The 18,954-nt window shown below is 43.7% G+C and carries 15 protein-coding genes; 8 read left to right on the forward strand and 7 right to left on the reverse strand.

What is annotated here, in order from left to right; translation table 11 throughout:
* Nucleotides 1-10 precede the first annotated feature (10 nt).
* The gene (locus BLS59_RS24000; protein WP_091153906.1) at nt 11-517 is read left to right on the forward strand and encodes a molybdopterin-dependent oxidoreductase; all 507 of its coding nucleotides are present in this window, start codon (nt 11-13) and stop codon (nt 515-517) included.
* Here the strand turns inward: BLS59_RS24000 and BLS59_RS24005 are convergent.
* The 4 genes from BLS59_RS24005 to BLS59_RS24020 all read right to left on the reverse strand — a co-directional run bounded on the left by BLS59_RS24005 (nt 507) and on the right by BLS59_RS24020 (nt 3,616).
* On the reverse strand, nt 507-773 hold the full coding sequence (locus tag BLS59_RS24005; protein WP_091153491.1) for an Ada metal-binding domain-containing protein: 267 nt from the start codon (nt 771-773) through the stop codon (nt 507-509). The genes BLS59_RS24000 and BLS59_RS24005 overlap by 11 nt on opposite strands.
* The gene (locus tag BLS59_RS24010) at nt 770-1,477 is read right to left on the reverse strand and encodes a 2OG-Fe(II) oxygenase (RefSeq protein WP_091153496.1); all 708 of its coding nucleotides are present in this window, start codon (nt 1,475-1,477) and stop codon (nt 770-772) included. Before BLS59_RS24010 ends, BLS59_RS24005 begins: the two co-directional genes overlap by 4 nt.
* 4 nt (nt 1,478-1,481) lie before the next feature.
* A complete protein-coding gene (locus BLS59_RS24015) occupies nt 1,482-2,336 on the reverse strand; it encodes a bifunctional helix-turn-helix domain-containing protein/methylated-DNA--[protein]-cysteine S-methyltransferase (RefSeq protein ID WP_091153500.1) in 855 nt (284 codons plus the stop codon).
* A gap of 77 nt (nt 2,337-2,413) precedes the next feature.
* The gene (locus BLS59_RS24020) at nt 2,414-3,616 is read right to left on the reverse strand and encodes a cation:proton antiporter (protein ID WP_091153504.1); all 1,203 of its coding nucleotides are present in this window, start codon (nt 3,614-3,616) and stop codon (nt 2,414-2,416) included.
* 234 nt (nt 3,617-3,850) lie between these two features.
* Here BLS59_RS24020 and BLS59_RS24025 point away from each other — a divergent pair, with 234 nt between their 5' ends.
* Nucleotides 3,851-4,918, forward strand: coding sequence for an NADH:flavin oxidoreductase/NADH oxidase (locus BLS59_RS24025; protein ID WP_091153910.1), 1,068 nt, complete (start codon nt 3,851-3,853; stop codon nt 4,916-4,918).
* Between the two features lie 122 nt (nt 4,919-5,040).
* Nucleotides 5,041-5,460, forward strand: a complete 420-nt coding sequence (locus BLS59_RS24030; protein ID WP_091153508.1) for an OsmC family protein — start codon at nt 5,041-5,043, stop codon at nt 5,458-5,460.
* Between the two features lie 186 nt (nt 5,461-5,646).
* Here BLS59_RS24030 and BLS59_RS24035 read toward each other — a convergent pair whose 3' ends face one another.
* The 3 genes from BLS59_RS24035 to BLS59_RS24045 form a co-directional block, all read right to left on the reverse strand.
* Nucleotides 5,647-6,054 (reverse strand): hypothetical protein, encoded by a 408-nt coding sequence (locus BLS59_RS24035; RefSeq protein WP_091153512.1) that lies wholly within the window; start codon nt 6,052-6,054, stop codon nt 5,647-5,649.
* Nucleotides 6,055-6,118: 64 nt separating this feature from the next.
* Nucleotides 6,119-7,525: a D-alanyl-D-alanine carboxypeptidase/D-alanyl-D-alanine endopeptidase gene (dacB, locus tag BLS59_RS24040; RefSeq protein ID WP_091153518.1), complete on the reverse strand. Its 1,407-nt coding sequence runs from the start codon at nt 7,523-7,525 to the stop codon at nt 6,119-6,121.
* Nucleotides 7,503-8,951: an APC family permease gene (locus BLS59_RS24045; protein WP_091153520.1), complete on the reverse strand. Its 1,449-nt coding sequence runs from the start codon at nt 8,949-8,951 to the stop codon at nt 7,503-7,505. Before BLS59_RS24045 ends, dacB begins: the two co-directional genes overlap by 23 nt.
* 156 nt (nt 8,952-9,107) lie before the next feature.
* Here BLS59_RS24045 and BLS59_RS24050 point away from each other — a divergent pair, with 156 nt between their 5' ends.
* The 5 genes from BLS59_RS24050 to smc all read left to right on the forward strand — a co-directional run bounded on the left by BLS59_RS24050 (nt 9,108) and on the right by smc (nt 18,851).
* Complete coding sequence (locus tag BLS59_RS24050; protein ID WP_091153523.1) at nt 9,108-11,381, forward strand: sodium-translocating pyrophosphatase; 2,274 nt, start codon at nt 9,108-9,110, stop codon at nt 11,379-11,381.
* 375 nt (nt 11,382-11,756) lie between these two features.
* Nucleotides 11,757-13,283: an amino acid permease gene (locus BLS59_RS24055; RefSeq protein WP_091153914.1), complete on the forward strand. Its 1,527-nt coding sequence runs from the start codon at nt 11,757-11,759 to the stop codon at nt 13,281-13,283.
* Between the two features lie 92 nt (nt 13,284-13,375).
* Nucleotides 13,376-14,542 (forward strand): MFS transporter, encoded by a 1,167-nt coding sequence (locus tag BLS59_RS24060; RefSeq protein ID WP_091153527.1) that lies wholly within the window; start codon nt 13,376-13,378, stop codon nt 14,540-14,542.
* Between the two features lie 12 nt (nt 14,543-14,554).
* Nucleotides 14,555-15,124 (forward strand): MarC family protein, encoded by a 570-nt coding sequence (locus tag BLS59_RS24065; protein ID WP_091153531.1) that lies wholly within the window; start codon nt 14,555-14,557, stop codon nt 15,122-15,124.
* 184 nt (nt 15,125-15,308) lie between these two features.
* Complete coding sequence (smc, locus tag BLS59_RS24070; RefSeq protein WP_091153535.1) at nt 15,309-18,851, forward strand: chromosome segregation protein SMC; 3,543 nt, start codon at nt 15,309-15,311, stop codon at nt 18,849-18,851.
* The last annotated feature ends 103 nt before the right edge of the window (nt 18,852-18,954 follow it).

Consider the following 18,954-nt stretch of genomic DNA (forward strand, 5'->3'; position numbering starts at 1 on the left):
CACCATCCCTATGAAAAAACAGTTTATCGTGGCTTTTATAGCCTTAATAAGTTTTACCACACCATTTATAACCCGGGCGCAAACTGCCGAAAAGCAGGCCACCATTAAAGTAAGCGGCGAGGTAACAACGCCCCTTACCATAGATGCTGCCTATCTTCAAAAATTTACCCCAACCACCGTTGTACGTAAAGACAGGGATGGTAACGACCATACTTACACCGGCGTAACCGTAGCCGAAATTTTAAAAAGCGCAGGCGTAACCCTTGGCCCCGAATTGAAAGGCGAAAACCTCACCAAATATCTTGCTGTTGAAGCCAGCGATGGCTACCAGGTGATTTTTGCCCTGGCCGAGTTAGATAAAGCTTTTACTGATCGTGCCATTATATTGGCCACAACGGTTGACGGTAAATCCTTAGCCCCCGGCGATGGCCCCTACCGCATAATAGTTCAGGATGAAAAGAAACCGGCACGCTGCATAAAACAGGTTACTGCCATGAGTGTACATTTTATAAAGTAACACTCATTTTCCATTGTTGATAGGCTTGTTTCATACAGTGGCCGCATGGACGATAGCCTGTTTCAAAAGCCTCGGTTTCTGATGCAAAAAATACCCTGTTTTCGGTTTTTAGCCTTTTGCCGGATGCGCAGCTTAAACGACCGCATATTTTTAGCTTAACGTTCCCGGCAAGTTGAATTTCGCCGGCATCAATCAATTGCTTTAGTTTTTTACTGCGCCCAAAAGCTGTATTGCCCAAGGCTGTATGCCTTATCATTTGGCATCATGAAAAATGATCCCCATGCTGCGGCGCCGGCCTTCTGTAATTTCGCTGATGCCATGTTTCATATTAACCCTATGGTGGCCTTTCCTGCCCTTGGCCGGCCTAAAACTGGTGGTAAACAACACCATATCGCCCTTGCCGGGCTTTAACACAATAGCGCGTGATTGTTCCCTTGGCTTTTGCTCCATCAGTATAAACTCACCGCCCTCATAGTCTGTACCCGGTTCATCTAAAATAAAAACCAGCTGTATGGGAAAAAACACTTCGCCGTACAGGTCCTGGTGCATGGAGTTGTAGCCACCTTTTGCGTATTGCAGTATCAGCGGTGTTGGCTTTAATTGTTCATGCTCATGGCAATGCTGCAGTAATTCGGTTAATGTGGCTGCAAAACGCGTTTCTTTATTCAGCAGTTCCATCCAGTTATTGGCAATGGGGGCCAGTTGCGGGTAAACGCTTTCGCGTAATTGCTGTACCAGCAGGGGCAGTGGATATTTTAAATATTTGTATTCGCCGCGACCATAATTATGGCGTTCCATTACAACGGTTTTACGATACAAGTCATCATTATCATATTGGGCAGTAAGCTGGTCACACTCACCGGCAGTTAAAACGTTTTTAACAAGTGCATAGCCTTTGCTGTCCATATCGGTTTTAATTGTGTCCCAATCCAAACCATTAATTCTTGCTGTGATCTCCATAAAATTATAATGAAACTGGTTGATTTAATAATGCCGCCTCCCAGCCAATCATGGCCGTTTTGCGGGTTGGCCCCCAATGGTATTGCCCAAATTCGCCGGTAGATTTTATCACTCTGTGACACGGGATCAAAAACGCAACCGGGTTAGCTCCTATAGCGCTGCCTACCGCCCTGCTTGCCTTGGGCAATGCTATCTTCTGCGAAATATCTGCATAGCTGCACAAGCCTCCCATTGGTATTTTAAGCAATGCCTCCCATACTTTTAACTGAAAGCTGCTGCCTTTAAGGTGTAGCTTTATGGCAGGCAGTTCTGTCCAGTCTTTTTTAAAGATGTGCAGGGCATCCTGCTGGACCATATCAACCACTTGGGTATAGGCCGCATTAGGGAACTGTTCTTTTAACTGACTTAAAGCGTCCTCCATGTCATCGGCGAAAGCCATATAACAAATTCCCTTGGGCGTTGATGCCACTATGATATTCCCAAACGGTGTTTCGGCAAAGCTATAGTTAATGCTTAATTCTCTGCCACCGTTCTTGTACTCGGCCGGGGTCATGCCTTCAATGTTAATGAACAGGTCATGCAGTCGTCCCGTGCCGGATAAGCCTGTTTCAAAGGCGGTATCAAATAAGGTAGCTTGTTTATCTTTGAGGATACCTTTGGCATATTCCAAGCTTAGGTACTGTAAAAACTTCTTAGGACTGATACCCGCCCAATCGGTAAATAAACGCTGAAAATGGAAAGGGCTCATATTCACCTTTTCGGCTACCTCATCTAAATTTGGCTGGCTTTTAAAATTGACTTTAATATAGTTTATAGCCTCGGCAATTCGTTCGTAATTGATAATTTCCTGTGTGCTCATGATCTTATTATTTATACAACAAATTTAAGCCGGTGTGCCACGCCGTAAAACCCGGAACTTGCTAAATATGCTATAGCCTACACATCGCCAAACTCCTGGTTTTTCCTTGCACCCTGCCTGCGGGTAACCAGTAAACCCAAACTTAATATAATACTGGTACCCAACACCACCACAAACAATAAACCGGTACCAACCTGCGGAATTTTTAAATTATCGGGCAGGTTATAATATAGTAAAACACTGATAAGCCCACGGGGGATAATCACCAGTTCGGGCATGAGGGCGGTTTTGGATACCAGTTTGATGTACAAAAACCGCACAAAATAAATAGAAAATAAGATAGCCCCGCCCGTTAACAGCAAAGTAGGATTTTGCAGTTGGTAAACATTCATGCTGTAGCCAAATACGATGAAAAAGAAGGTACGCATCAGGAAAGCACTCTCTGCCGAAAGCTGGAATAATTGCTTAATATCATGCTGAAAGGTTGGGTAGATAAACAATTTCCTGAACCATGGAAAGCTGATCTGGTTGGCATTATTTAAGAACAGCCCCAAAGCCAATACAATGATCAAGGCCGATAAATGATAGGACTGCCCTATCGAATAAACCAATATCAGCAGTGATATAATTAAAAACGACTTAATGTGGTGCTTTAGCCTGCCAATTAAATACAGCAACAGCAAACAGGATATAACGGCAACAAGTAGTATGCCTGTCAGTTCGCCGCCTAATTTGGCAAACGATACCACATCTATATGCGGGTTACGTACAATAAAATTAAACAGTACTACGGTAAGGATATCTGAAAAGGACGATTCATAAATGATAAATTCCTTTTTTGCCTTATGCAGATTAGATGCCGAAGGAATTGCCACTGCCGAACTTACCACACAATACGGTATGGCATTTACAAAACATAGGTAAAAGCTTTGCCCCGTTAAATAACGAATGATGAAAGTAATGACAACCGCACTTAACAGCAATATGCTAAGGGCCGAGAAGAAAGCTTTTTTTATGACAACATTTTTATCGCTGCTATACCTTAATTCAAGCGCACCTTCAAATACAATAAGTATCAGCCCCAATGTGCCCAGGGTAGGCAGGATAACCTTGAGGTTGAACATTGGTATGCCCCAATAATCAACAGCCTGCCTTATACCCATACCAAGCAGCAGCAACAGGATAACAGATGGAATTTTGGTTTTACCGGCAATAAGATCAAATAGATATGAAAAAATAACCAGTCCGCTGAGTATAATGAGAGTTGTATATGTAGTCAAATTAAGCGTAGTTTAAGTGGGCCATTGTAAGAGGCCTAACAATTTAAATTTAACCATTGTTTACTGTAAGGTAGCTAAAACCGCAATAGCATGCGCCATCACAGCGCTTGCTCTAAAAAAGACAACAGTATAGCCGGTTGCATATTGATAAATATCCACTGCAAAGCAAGTTTACAAAACAGTGAGGATACATCGGTTGTTACTGAGCATATTTGTACAAACAACAATAATAATATGCCACATCTGTTTTCGCCTCTGAAAATAAAAAATATCGAACTAAAAAACCGCATTGTGGTATCGCCAATGTGTGAGTACTCCAGTGTTGACGGTTTCGCTAACGACTGGCACCTGGTGCACCTGGGCAGCTTTGCTACCGGCGGCGCGGCCCTAATCATAACCGAAGCAGCGGCAGTATCGCCAGAAGGTCGCATTACTGATAATGATCTTGGAATTTATAAAGATGAACACATAGCCAGGCTAAAGCAGATAACTGATTTTATACATGCGCATGGTTCAATAGCAGGTATTCAACTGGCGCACGCAGGCCGTAAGGCAAGTCATCAGCAACCCTGGCTTGGCGGCAAGCAAATCCCTTCAGATCAAGAACATGGCTGGGTGGCGGTAGCTCCAAGCTCCATCGCTTTTACCGATGCGGAAGAAGCACCAATTGCTTTAGACAAGGCAGGCATAGCCAAAGTAATTGCTGATTTTAAAGCGGCTACTGTTAGGGCTATTGCCGCAGGCTTTAAAGTGATTGAATTACATGGCGCACATGGTTACCTTATTAACCAGTTCCTTTCGCCGGCAAGCAACAAACGTACCGACGAGTACGGCGGGGCATTTGACAACCGTGTACGTTTATTAATTGAGATAATTGAAGCGGTACAGGAAGTTTGGCCGAAAGAAAACCCGCTGTTCGTTCGCCTGTCAACCACTGAATGGACTGAGGGTGCGTGGACGGCTGATGATTCTGTAACGTTGGCCAAACTGCTAAAAGATCATGGTGTAGACCTCATAGACTGCTCAACCGGCGGCAACATTGCCGGTGTTAAGATTGCGTTAAAGCCAGGTTATCAAGTTGAATTTGCTGAAAAAATAAGGAAAGAAAGCGGTATACTTACAGGAGCAGTAGGCTTAATAACAAAACCACACCAGGCCGACGAAATTATACAGGAAGGTGAAGCCGATGTTGTATTTTTAGCCCGCGAAATGCTGCGCGACCCTCATTTTGCACTGCGTGCAGCACATGAGCTTGGTCATGAAACAGCCTGGCCGGTACAATACGAACGCGCGAAGTGGTAATGTTTGGTTCATGGTTCATAGTTAATAGATCATGGTATATTTTTATTGCGATCAACAACCTATCAACCATGAACAATGATCTATTAACTATGAACAATTAAAAAAACAAATAACCAAAAACTATGAAACGTACAGCAAACGCCCATTGGAATGGCACATTACAGGCAGGTCAGGGAGAAATTACTACCCAAAGCACCGTGCTTAACAAAACCCAGTATTCATTTAAAACCCGTTTTGCCGATGGAGTTGGCACCAACCCCGAAGAGTTAATAGCTGCCGCTCATGCAGGTTGCTTTACTATGGCTGTTGGTGCTGCATTGTCACAAGCAGGTATTACCCCTGGTGATCTTACTACCGATGCTATCCTTGATCTGGATATGCAGGCGCTAAGCATTACCGGTATACATTTAGAGCTTAAAGCATCTGTAATTGATGGTGTTGATGAAGCAAAATTCAAAGAAATTGCTGAAGGCGCAAAAGCCGGATGTATTGTATCAAAAGCACTAAATGTGCCGATAACGTTGAGCGTTACTTACGCTTAAGTTTTAGCATTTATACTTAAATAAGAAAGAGCAAGCCATGCGGCTTGCTCTTTCTTATTTAAATGGCCTGTCATTCTGAGCGGAGCGAAGAACTATTTCTTGAACGAAGTGAAAAATCTGTTCTGCGAAATACAAGCCGGCGAGCAGATCCTTCGCTACGCTCAGGATGACAATATTATTTTTTATCTACTTACTTTGCACCCACCTCAGCAAATCCTGCGGTGTTTGATAAACTGTTCCTTTGTAGCTGAGCATTTTTACGCCTACGCACACGGTATCTGTTTTATTATCGGTGTGGGTTATAAATATTTTGCCGCGCACATCGGGTTTGTAGCCTTGCTCAACACCCTGTAGGTCTTTTAAGGCAAGCATGAGGCTGTCAATTGCTTTTTTGTCGGTTACCTGTTTTTCTTTTACCTCCGGAAAAAAGCTGTCGAACTTATCGCAATCAATGCTCATAATGGTTTCGCGGCCAAGTTCGGTAAACTTAATAGCCACACTTTTAACGGCTTCGGAGGTATTGGGTTTGCTATTGTTGCAGGCTACAAATGCGCAAGCAACAAGTGATATAATCAACAGATTAAACTTTTTCATATTCGTTGGTACGTTATTAATAAGCTATTCAAAACACTTCCCCTTTAGGGGATGGAGGGTCTTCCTACTTCAACACATTCAGCACCCTGAACATTTTTTCCTTTATCCCTTTACTTGACCCATTGAAGTTGTTAACCATTATAGAGAAACAAAGCTCGCGGCCGTTGTGGGTTTGGTAGCCGGCATAGCAAAGCACACTGTTAATGCTGCCGCTTTTCATTTTCATATCGTTATAAACGGGCAGGCTTTCGTAAAAATCACTGAACCAGGTTTCCTTTTTTGCCGATTGCAGGATGCGGGCCAGCGTGCTGGTGGTTACCCTGTCGCCGGGCGAAAGACCGCTGCCATCGTAAGTATTGATGCTGTTTGGGTCGATGCCTTTTGCCTGCCAGAATTTTTGCACGGCCTCTACCCCATTTGTGGTGGTTGGCTTTTTGCCTTGTTTCCAGGCAATGGTTTTAAGCAACTGCTCGGCATAAAGGTTAATGCTTTTTTGATTGAGCCAGTAAACTATTTTACTCAGCGGCGGCGATTGTATAGTAGTTAAATTCTTGGCGATCTGCGGCAGCGGTAAACCTTTGACAGTTAACGTGGCCGCAGATTCGGGGTTATCAGATACAGCTATACCCAGTTTTTTAAGCGTATCGGCCAGCCGCAGGGCGGCATCGTATGCTGCATCGGGCAGCGCCGCCGATATGCTTTTCTTTTCCTGATCTATAGCATAGCTGCCGCGCAGGTACATCATAGTACCACCGACGGGCAAAAAGGCATAGGCATTATCGCCGCTCCCGGCCGCACCATTGAGTAGTTCGCTTTTAAAAGTAAGATATGGAATATTGGGCACCGTACGCAATACGCCAACCGCGTTGCCTACCACGCCGATACGCAGCTTAATATCAAACTGATTTTCGCGCCAGCAAAGGCCAGATGTACCGGCACCGTAATAGTTCCCTATATCCTGCCAGATCCACCCCTCGGGGATAGATTGTGCACCGAAGATGCTGTCATCGCCAATAACGCGACCGTTGATCTTTTTAATGCCTGCGGTTTTAAGCGCGTCGGCCATTAAGGCCAACACATGGGCCTCTTTGGTTTGCTCGTAGCGCCAGCTGCCCAGGGTTGGGTCGCCGGCACCTTTTATAATTACATCGCCGTTCAGGGTGCCATCGGCAGTAATTTCGCCGCTGTAACCCAATTGGGTCTGGTACCTGAAATCAGCACCAAGCACATTAAAGGCGGTAATGCTGGTAATGGTTTTTAAAGTAGACGCCGTAGCCAACCCCATATTTGGATTGGCCGCGAAAACCTGTTCGCCGGTTTTCGCATCCAGCACGGTTAACGATATAGATGCATAACTGCACTGGCTATCGGCCTGTAGTCGACCAAAAGCTGTTGCTATTTTTTGCTGCAGATCCTGGGCATAAACCTGCCCCGTAATTAAAAATAAACTAACTGTTAATAACCGCTTCATCATCCTCTTCTTCCCGGTTCATAATTTTACTTTGCGATATATAATAGATCGGCACACCTATCAACACGATTATTAATCCCGGCCAGGTAAATTGTGGCTTATATATGATAAGCAATACACAAAATGCCAAACCCATTATAATATAAACTATTGGCAATACAGGGTAGCCAAATGCTTTGTAAGGACGCTCGGCATTAGGGTGTTTTGCTCTCAAAATAAAGATGCCAACAATAGTCAGCACATAAAATATTACTACCACAAATGATATCATATCCAACAGATCGCCATAACGACCGCTTAAGCAAAGTACAGATGCTACCAGTGCCTGTATCCATAAACCAAATTGCGGCACGCCGTATTTATTTAATGTGCCGGTTTTCTTAAAAAACAAACCATCCTTAGCCATAGTGTAATACACCCTCGCACCGGATAATATCAATCCATTATTACAGCCAAAGGTTGATATCATGATCATCACCGCAATTACATAAGTACCCACGTTGCCAAATATCACATGCGAAGCAGCCACTGCTACCCTGTCCTTTTCGGCAGTGGCAATTTCATGTAATGGTAAAACCCCGGTGTAAACCACATTGGCCGATACATAAATTATAGTTACTATAAGCGTTCCGAAAGCCAGGCTCAAGGCCACATCGCGCTTCGGGTTTTTCATTTCGCCGGCAATAAAGGTTACGTTATTCCAGGCATCACTGCTGAATATAGAACCTACCATTGAGGCCGCAATAGCGCCCAATGCAGCAGCTAAAGTTAACCCGGTAACTGTACCATCAGGTTTAAGGTTGTGAATATCCCAGGCATTAGTCCAGTTGGCATGCCATATTTCGCCCTTAAATGCTAAAAAACCGAAGCCTATCAGTCCAAATAAACTCAATAGCTTGGTTAAAGTAAAGGTAGTTTGAATAAGCTTGCCGCCTTTTACACCACGGGTGTTGATATACGTAAGCAGAACAATAATAAGGATAGATACCACCTGCGCGGCACTGATCTTTATAAAACCTAAGTTTAAAAGGATATTATCTTCACTGAAAGCCGGTATAAGGTAAGCAGTAAATTTACTGAATGCCACGCCTACCGCAGCTATAGTTCCGGTTTGAATTACCGCGAAAAAACTCCATCCGTATAAAAAAGCGATGAGTTTGTTGTAAGCTTCTTTAAGATAAACGTACTGGCCGCCCGCTTTTGGGTACATGCCACTCAGCTCGCCATAACTTAAGGCTGCTGTTAGGGTCATGAAGCCTGTTATTACCCAAATTGCAATAAGCCAACCCGCCGAGCCCACATTACGTACAATATCTGCACTAACTATAAATATGCCCGAGCCTATCATGGAGCCTGCTACCAGCATGGTGCCATCAAGCAGGCCCAGCTCATGTTTCATTTTTGGTTGTCCGGAATCTTTTGCCATAAATTGTGTGAGGGTTTAAAGCTCTAAACTATTCAAAAAACTTTAATATTGACATTCTATTGTAAAGAAAATAAATTTACTATTTTGCATCCACCAATTATACCCTGTTACCGCTTGTACTAACAGAATTTACTTTTATAAACCAAATTTGTGACTATGGATTTTTTGAACACTTACTTAATCTATTTAATTCCGTTTTTCGGGCTCATCGGCATAGCCGTAATGGCGGTTAAAGCTGCCTGGGTCACCAAACAAGATGCCGGCGACGGCGACATGGCTCAACTATCTGGCTATATTGCAGATGGTGCTATGGCTTTTTTACGTGCCGAGTGGAAGGTACTGGGCTACTTTGTAGTAGTTGCAGGTTTATTGCTGGCATGGAGCGGTACTACGGTTGCTACCTCCAGTCCGGTTATTGCCATATCTTTTGTAGCCGGGGCATTTTTATCGGCATTTGCCGGTTTCCTGGGGATGCGTATCGCCACCAAGGCTAACGTGCGTACCACGCAGGCTGCACGTACCAGTTTGGCGCAGGCTTTAAAAGTATCATTCACCGGCGGCACCGTGATGGGCCTTGGCGTTGCTGGTTTAGCTATTATTGGCTTAGGATCGTTATTTATTGTGTTTTATACTATATACGTTAAAAATGTGGCCGGCAGCACTGTTAACGGCGAAGATATGGCTAAAGCGCTTGACGTTTTAGCAGGGTTTTCCCTTGGTGCCGAATCCATTGCACTGTTTGCACGTGTAGGCGGTGGTATTTACACCAAAGCTGCCGACGTAGGTGCCGACCTTGTGGGTAAGGTTGAAGCAGGTATCCCCGAAGATGATGTACGTAACCCTGCAACCATTGCCGATAACGTAGGTGATAACGTAGGCGACGTAGCGGGTATGGGTGCCGATCTGTTCGGATCATACGTAGCTACCATGCTGGCAACAATGGTGCTGGGAAGGGAGTTAGTTGGGCCGGACGGAAAAGCTTTACATGATAGCTTTGGCGGCATTGGGGCTGTTTTATTACCTATGGTAATTGCGGGTTTAGGATTAATATTTTCTATTATCGGTGCATCATTGGTAAAAATCAAAAACGAAACCGATAGTGTACAAAAAGCTTTAAATATAGGTAACTGGGCTTCAATAATCTTAACGGCTATTGCTACCTATTTTGTAGTACAATGGATGTTACCAGAAGGTGAGTTTCGCATGGTACGTGATCTTGACGCAAGCGGCGCGTTGAAAGCAGGAGCAATGGTTATTACCAAAAATGGTGTTTTCATGTCGATAGTAGTAGGCCTTATCGTGGGTACTTTAATGTCTATCATTACGGAATATTATACGGCTATGGGCAAACGCCCGGTACTGAGCATTATCCGCCAGTCGTCAACCGGGCATGCTACCAATATCATCGGTGGTTTATCGGTAGGTATGGAATCAACCGTATTACCTATCCTGGTTTTGGCATCGGGTATTTACGGCTCGTACCATTTTGCAGGTTTATACGGTGTGGCCATTGCCGCTGCCGGTATGATGGCAACCACGGCCATGCAGCTGGCAATTGATGCCTTCGGACCAATAGCTGATAACGCAGGTGGTATTGCTGAAATGAGCAGACTACCTGAGGAAGTACGTCACCGTACAGACAATTTAGATGCCGTAGGTAACACTACCGCAGCAACAGGTAAAGGTTTTGCCATTGCATCGGCAGCATTAACCTCACTGGCCTTATTCGCGGCCTTTGTGGGCGTGGCCGGTATCGAACATATTGATATTTACAAAGCCGATGTTTTGGCGGGCTTATTTGTGGGCGGGATGATCCCTTTCATCTTCTCGGCATTATGTATCTCGGCTGTTGGTCGTGCTGCTATGGCCATGGTTGAGGAAGTGCGCCGCCAGTTCCGCGAAATCCCGGGTATCATGACCTATGAAGCCAAGCCCGAGTATGAAAAATGCGTGGCCATATCAACTAAGGCCTCTATCCGCGAAATGGTTGCCCCAGGTTTAATAGCGCTCATTACGCCAATTATAATAGGCTTCGCATTCGGCCCAGAAGTTTTGGGCGGGTTATTGGCCGGTGTTACCGTATCGGGCGTATTGATGGGAATTTTCCAGAGCAACGCCGGTGGCGCATGGGATAATGCTAAAAAATCGTTCGAAAAAGGCTGTATGATCAATGGCGAAATGCACTACAAAAAATCAGAGCCACACAAGGCATCAGTAACAGGTGATACCGTTGGAGATCCGTTCAAGGATACCTCTGGCCCGTCAATGAATATCCTTATCAAGTTAATGTCTATCGTTTCATTGGTTATTGCACCGCATTTAAACGCTAATCACGCTGCAAAACCAATAGCAATGAAATGTGAAGTTAAAAAACAAGTTATTGTGCAAGCCTACAGCTCAGCCATAACTAAAATTGATAAAAAAGCTTAAAAACATTTATATTTGAGAAAAGCCGCCCTCACCGGGCGGCTTTCTGTTTTTATAAGTACCTCAAATAACGCAATGCAATTTTGCAAAAAAGCCCCCTGTTTATATGAACAACCTTGTGTGTAAATAGCACCCTGCCCCGTAACTATTTTGCTACCATATGAGCAGGCAGAATTACACGTTATTCAGCATTCCGTTATTACAAATGAGATAGTTATCCATCTTTAGCAATATTTTACCCTCTTTATAAATAACCGCCTTTTCAAACTATAATTTGGGCATTTTCTCTGCTCCCGTTGTTACATTCTGCCCTTTACGTTTTAAATAAATTTAAGTATGTTTGGGCAGACTGATTTTATTAAATATTTAATTAAAACTATGCGATTTAAGAAACCTCTTGATTTATTATTAAAAGAAGCTGCTCAAACCGGTGAAGGTACGCTAAAACGCACCTTAGGTCCGGGGAATCTGATTGCACTGGGCATAGGTGCTATAATTGGTGCAGGTTTGTTTGTAAGAACTGCCGCCGCCGCTGCCGATCATGCCGGACCATCTGTTACACTGGCATTTATACTTGCCGCTATAGGTTGCGGTTTGGCCGGTTTATGCTATGCGGAATTTGCATCAATGATACCTATTGCAGGTAGTGCTTACACCTATTCTTATGCCACCATGGGCGAAGTTGTTGCCTGGGTAATAGGATGGGATCTTGTACTTGAATACGCTGTAGGAGCAGCAACTGTATCAATAGCATGGTCTGAATATTTGAATAAACTCATAGAAAATTTCGGGGTATCCATTCCCTATGAATATTGCCACTCTCCGTTTCAATCATTAAACGGCGTTCATGGTATCATTAATTTACCTGCCCTGTTTATCATAGTAGTATTATCATTAGTTTTAATACGCGGTACGCAGGAGTCAGCAGCTTTAAACGGCATTATTGTTATTGTAAAAGTAGCTATTGTAGTACTTTTTATAGGTATTGGCTGGGGCTTTATGAAACCCATAAACCATACGCCTTACATACCTGTAAACGCAGGCGAAATGGACTTTTTTAAAGGCCATAAAAGCTTTCTGGATTACTTCACGCATGATTTCGGGCATTTCGGATGGTCAGGTATTGTGAGTGCTGCCGGTGTAGTTTTCTTTGCATTTATTGGTTTTGATGCGGTATCAACAGCAGCCCAGGAAGCTAAAAACCCGAAAAAAGATATGCCGATAGGTATATTGGTTTCACTTGCTATTTGTACAGTATTATACGTTTTATTTGGCCATGTATTAACAGGTGTAGCCAACTATAAAGAATTTGAAGCGGCCGGTAAAGAAGCCTCTGTTGCTTATACAATTGAAACCTATATGCATAGCTACCACTGGTTATCTTTACTGGTAACTGTTGCTATTTTGTTTGGATTTTCATCGGTAATATTGGTGATGCTGTTAGGACAATCAAGGGTATTTTTCTCCATGTCTAAAGATGGATTGGTTCCTCCTGTATTTTCGGCGGTACACCCTAAGTTTAAAACACCTTATAAATCAAACCTTGTTTTCCTTGGATTTGTGGGCGTTTTTGCGGCATTTGTGCCAGGGGATGTGGTTGGAGATATGACGAGTATTGGCACCTTATTTGCCTTTATGCTGGTTTGTATCGGTGTAATGATATTAAGAAAATCTGACCCTAACACACCACGTCCTTTCCGTACGCCATGGGTACCATTTGTACCTATTTTAGGCGCTTCTGTTTGTTTACTAATGATGCTTGGCCTTGGTAAAGACAACTGGTTACGTTTAATTATATGGATGGCTATTGGCTTTGTTGTTTATTTTGCCTACAGTAAAAAACACTCACTGATTCGCAAGGGTATCGTGAATGTTCCTAAAGATCCGTTGAACCCGCACTTATAGGGTTCTTAATTTATCATATTTAAAAAAGGTTCTGATTTTTCAGAACCTTTTTTGTTACCTTATCTTTTTAATACCCGAGTGGCAAGAGTTGTATGTTAAAAACCGATAAAAATCTTTGGGTATTAGTATTTGTTTGCGTTATCAATTCGCTGGGCTTCGGCATTATTGTGCCGGTGCTATACACCTACGGCAAAAAGTTTGGCGTAACCGGCGAAACCCTGGGAATCCTCACCGCATCATTTTCCATAGCGCAGTTTTTTGCCACCCCAATACTCGGTTCCCTATCTGACACATGGGGACGCAAACCTTTACTGGCCATAAGTCTTGCAGGTACCTGCCTTTCCTTCCTGCTATTTGCCTGGGCTGGCAATATCTTTATGCTTTTTGCCGCCCGTATTTTAGATGGGATAACCGGTGGCAATGTGTCTGTAGCGCAGGCCATGGTATCAGATACCGCCACGCCGCAGAACAGGGCAAAAAAGTTCGGCATCATTGGCTCGGCGTTTGGTTTTGGCTTTGTGATAGGGCCTGCAATTGGCGGTTTGCTCAACAGGTTTGGCCCACAGGTGCCTTTCTTTTTTGCTGCAGGAATTTCGCTGATCGGTACTTTATGTACAATTTTTATCCTCAAAGAAACCAATCCACCGGATGCAAAAAAGAAGAAGGACGTTAAAACCGATTTCAAGCTTTCGGCATTAATAACCACCTTAAAGCGACCGGTAATTGGCATAGCCGTATTTACGGGTTTTATGCTCACGATGGCGCAGTTCACCATGATCATCGGTTTTCAAACCTTTAGTGTAGATATCCTGAAACTTACCCCAACCCAAATAGGTTTATTATATGCCGGTTTTGGGATCAGCGGAATCATTATGCAGCTCTCCGTTCCCTTGCTTACCAAATGGCTTTCGTCCAAGTCAATGATCCTGCTGCTGTCTACCGCGCTTTGTATGGCCGCCATGTTTGTAACGGGCCTCACCAACGCATTTATAACCTTTATTACTTGTATATGTATCTACGGTTTATTCAACGGATTACGCAACCCAATGATCAACGCCATTATTGCCGACCATATTGATCACAATGAACAAGGCAAAATACTGGGTATAAATCAGTCATACGCTTCTATAGGGCAAACATTGGGCCCGGTAACCGCAGGATTTGCTGCTTTGATTTCGGTACATAGCGTTTTCTTTTTATCTTCATGTTATATTTTAATCGCACTTTTGTTGAGTTTTCGCCTAAAGCGTAGAGAGTAAAACCCTAAAGCCATGCATCAATTAGTTTTCCGGGAGATCCTGTCCGTTACCATGATCCTTTTTGCCATTATTGATATTTTGGGCGCCATCCCTGTAATTATACAGGTAAGGCAGCGCGTTGGGCATATCGAATCGGAAAAGGCAAGCATAGCGGTACTGATTTTAATGGTGGTTTTCTTGTTTGTAGGCGATGAACTGTTGGCCATTATTGGGCTTGATGTAGCTTCGTTTGCTATAGCCGGTTCGCTGGTTATATTTATTATAGCTATGGAAATGATCTTAGGCGTCGACTTTTTTAAGGAAGAAGTACCGCTCTCTGCATCCATTGTCCCCCTGGCTTTCCCGCTGATTGCAGGTGCTGGGACCATGACTACACTCCTCTCCCTGAAATCCCAATATCAAACCCAGAATATCCTGGTAGGTATAGTACTGAATACCATCGTTGTTTACTTTGTATTAAAGAATGTGAAGTGGATAGAAAAACTGCTGGGCCCTGTGGGGTTAAGTATCCTGCGTAAATCGTTCGGGATAATTTTGCTGGCGATAGCGATAAAGCTGTTCAGGAGTAATACGCATTTGTAGATTTAATTTGAAAATTTGGAGATTTGAAAATTTGAAAATCCATTTTTCATGACAAGAACGCCGCATTAATCCTTTGTCCTTGCTCCAATAATCCTTACTCCCAAACTCCTAATAAAAATTTAGAATAATCATTTTTTTATGATTACTTTGAAGGTTAAATTTTTGCAAGGATACAACACAATAAATGCAGCTTACCCGCTTAGAAATCAAGGGCTTTAAGAGTTTTGGCGATAAGATCACCATTAATTTTAATGAGGGTGTAACTGCTATTGTAGGCCCCAACGGCTGTGGAAAATCAAATGTGGTTGATGCTATACGCTGGGTGTTGGGCGAACAAAGCACCCGTATGCTTCGGTCGGAGAAAATGGATAACGTTATTTTTAACGGAACCAAGAGCCGTAAATCTGCCAACCTTGCCGAGGTTTCCCTTACTTTTGACAATACCAAAAACGTACTGCCTACTGATTACTCGCAGGTTACCCTTACCCGCAAGCTTTACCGCACCGGCGAAAGTGAGTACCGCCTTAACGATGTACAATGCCGCCTGAAAGATATTACTGATCTTTTCCTGGATACCGGCATCGGCTCCGACTCCTACTCTATCATCGAACTGCGGATGATCGACGAGATTATCACCAACAAAGAGGGCTCGCGCCGTAATTTGTTTGAGGAAGCGTCGGGCATATCAAAGTACAAGCTGCGTAAAAAGCAAACATTCAACAAGCTAAAAGATACCGAAGCCGACCTGGAACGCGTAGAGGATCTGCTTTTCGAGATAGAAAAGAACCTGAAAACGCTGGAAAACCAAGCCAAAAAAACAGAGCGTTACTATCGCATAAAAGAACAATACAAAACGCTCAGCATTATGCTGGCCTCGTTCCGCATAGTTTCGTTCAGTGAATCGCTTAAAAAAATTGAGGCCCAGGAACTACTTCAAAAGGCTGATAAAGGGGGCATTGTAGCCCTGATAGATACCCTGGAAGCAGCCCTGCAGCAGCAAAAACTGGATAGCATAACCAAAGAGAAAAATCTATCGGTACAGCAAAAAACAACTAACGAGTTTGTAGGGAAGATCCGCGCTTACGAAAGTGAGAAAAAGATCAAGAATGAGCAGCTGAAATTTCAACAGGATAAAGAGTCGAGGTTAACCGAAGAACTTGATAAAGATAAAAACCAGCTTAACCACGTATTTTATAATATCAAACGGCTAAGCGAAGAAAAAGCGCTGGAAGATGAAGCTTTGCAAACTATCCAAAGTCGCGTTGCTGAGCTTAAAGAAGCGGTAGACGAGCTGAGGTTACAGCAATCATCGGCCCGTAACGAACTTACGGAGATTACGGGCATCAACACCCGTTTGCAAAACCAGGCTTATAAAGCCGAAAAAGATTTGGATATCCTCCAAATTCAACAGCAGGCTTTGGAACAGGAAAGCCAGCGCAATATGGAAGATACCACCAATAAAGAAGTGGAACTTTCGCACTTTAACCAGGTGGTTGCCGAACTGGAAAGCCGTAAAGAATCATTGGACTATGATTACCAATCGGCACTTGAAGCGGAGAACAAGCTGAAGGAACAGATTGCCGAAACCGATACCGAACTTAACCTGGTTAAGGATACCGTTATTAAAGAAAGCCGCAAGCTGGACGCTAAGCAAAACGAATACAACCTTACCAAAAGTATGGTTGATAACCTGGAAGGCTTCCCGGAATCTATCCGCTTTTTAAAGAAAAATACCGACTGGGCCAAGAACGCGCCGCTGTTTAGCGACGTGCTGTTTTGTAAGGAAGAGTTTCGTGTAGCCATTGAAAACTACCTTGAACCACTAATGAACTATTATGTGGTTGAAAATTATGATGAGGCCATAAAAGCCATCCAGCTGCTGAGCAATTCGGCACGTGGAAGGGCACACTTTTTCATCCTGGAAAACTATGCGGAGATAAGCCCCGTTAACCCTGTTTTTGAAAATGCAGGTGCGGTTTCGGCATTGCAGGTTATTGAGGTTGATAAAAAATATACGCGGCTATGTAACCACCTGCTTAAAGATGTTTACCTGATAGACGATGACAAGGACCAGCAAATAAACAACGCCGCCCTACCAGATGGTGTTGTGCTGATAGGTAAAAGCGGTAAGTTCAATAAATCCCGCCATACCATGGCCGGTGGGTCGGTTGGGTTGTTTGAGGGTAAGCGGATCGGTCGGGCTAAAAACCTGGAGAACCTTGCACGGGAAATAAAGGTCATCGAGAACCTGGTTAATGCGCAAAAAAGCAAATCGGATGAATTGCAGAGCCGATTGACAGCGCTAAGATCATCCACCAAAAGCGCGGAGATCAACGAGCAACAGATGATCATTAACCGGCTAAACACCGAACTGATCACCGTTAAAACCCGGCAGGAGCAATATCAAACCTTTATTGAAAACAGCCTTAATCGTAAAGACGATATCGCCCGCAAAATAGCAGGCATTAAGGACGAAATGACGGTGCTGCACCCTCAATTGGCCGAACTGAAAACCCAAAAGGAAATTCAAAACGATTTGCTGATTGAAAAGCAGGCTGCCTTTAATGAGCTGAACGAGTACGTATCGGTACAGTCGAATGCGTTTAACCAGGAAAACATCCGTTTTCATCAGCAGCAAAATAAGGTTTCGGGACTGATTAAAGATCTGGATTACCGCGATACACAGCAGGAAAGCCTGGAAAGCCGCATTAAACAAAACAGCAGTGAGTTAGAGAAGGTAAAAATTGCCATACAGGATAACCTGAAACAAGCCGATAACTCCGACGATAGCCTGCTGGAGATGTACGAACAAAAGGAAAACCTGGAAAAAGCCACCCAACAGGCCGAACAGGAATATTACCAATGGCGCGGCATCATCACCGAAAACGAGAATGAAATAACTGCCCTGCGGCGTAAAAAGGATAACAGCGAACTTGTTGAAAATGAGCTGCGCGAGGAACGAAACAACCTTAAACTGGAATTGAACGCCCTGAAAGAACGGCTTTCTGTTGAGTTTAATGTTGATATTGAAGAACTGCCTGAAAATGAAACCCCGGTTGACGAAAGCGAACACGACTTGCGCGAAAAAGCCGAAAAACTAAAAAAACAACTGGATGATTTTGGCGCCATAAACCCAATGGCGGTTGAGGCTTATAACGAAATGAATGAGCGCTATACCTTTATCCAGGCGCAAAAGAAAGATCTGAGCGAAGCCAAAGCATCACTGCTGGCTACCATTCAGGAGATTGACGATACGGCTAAAGAAAAGTTCATGCACGCCTTTATCATGGTGCGCGAAAACTTTATCAAGGTGTTCCGTTCGTTGTTTAATGACGAAGACTCCTGCGATTTGATCCTGACAGACCCTGACCATCCGCTGGAATCGGATATTGATATCATAGCCAAGCCTAAAGGCAAACGCCCATTGTCTATCAATCAATTATCGGGCGGCGAAAAAACGTTAACGGCGACGGCCATTCTGTTTTCGCTGTACCTGCTTAAACCCGCACCATTTTGTATTTTTGACGAGGTTGACGCACCGTTGGATGACAGCAATATTGATAAATTCAATAACATCATCCGTACCTTCTCTAAAGATTCGCAGTTCATCATCGTATCGCACAACAAACGCACCATTGCAAGCACCGATGTAATTTATGGTGTAACTATGGTTGAGCAAGGTATCTCCCGCGTTGTGCCCGTGGATTTACGCGAACTGACCGATTAATTAGCTTATTTTATTACCCATAAAAAGATAATAACCCATGAAAAGGCAATGCCGTTAGTTTCGCCGCTGTTCTTCCCTCCTTGGGGAGGGGCGAGTAGGATTG

The organism is Mucilaginibacter pineti (assembly GCF_900101875.1).
Lineage (GTDB): Bacteria > Bacteroidota > Bacteroidia > Sphingobacteriales > Sphingobacteriaceae > Mucilaginibacter > Mucilaginibacter pineti.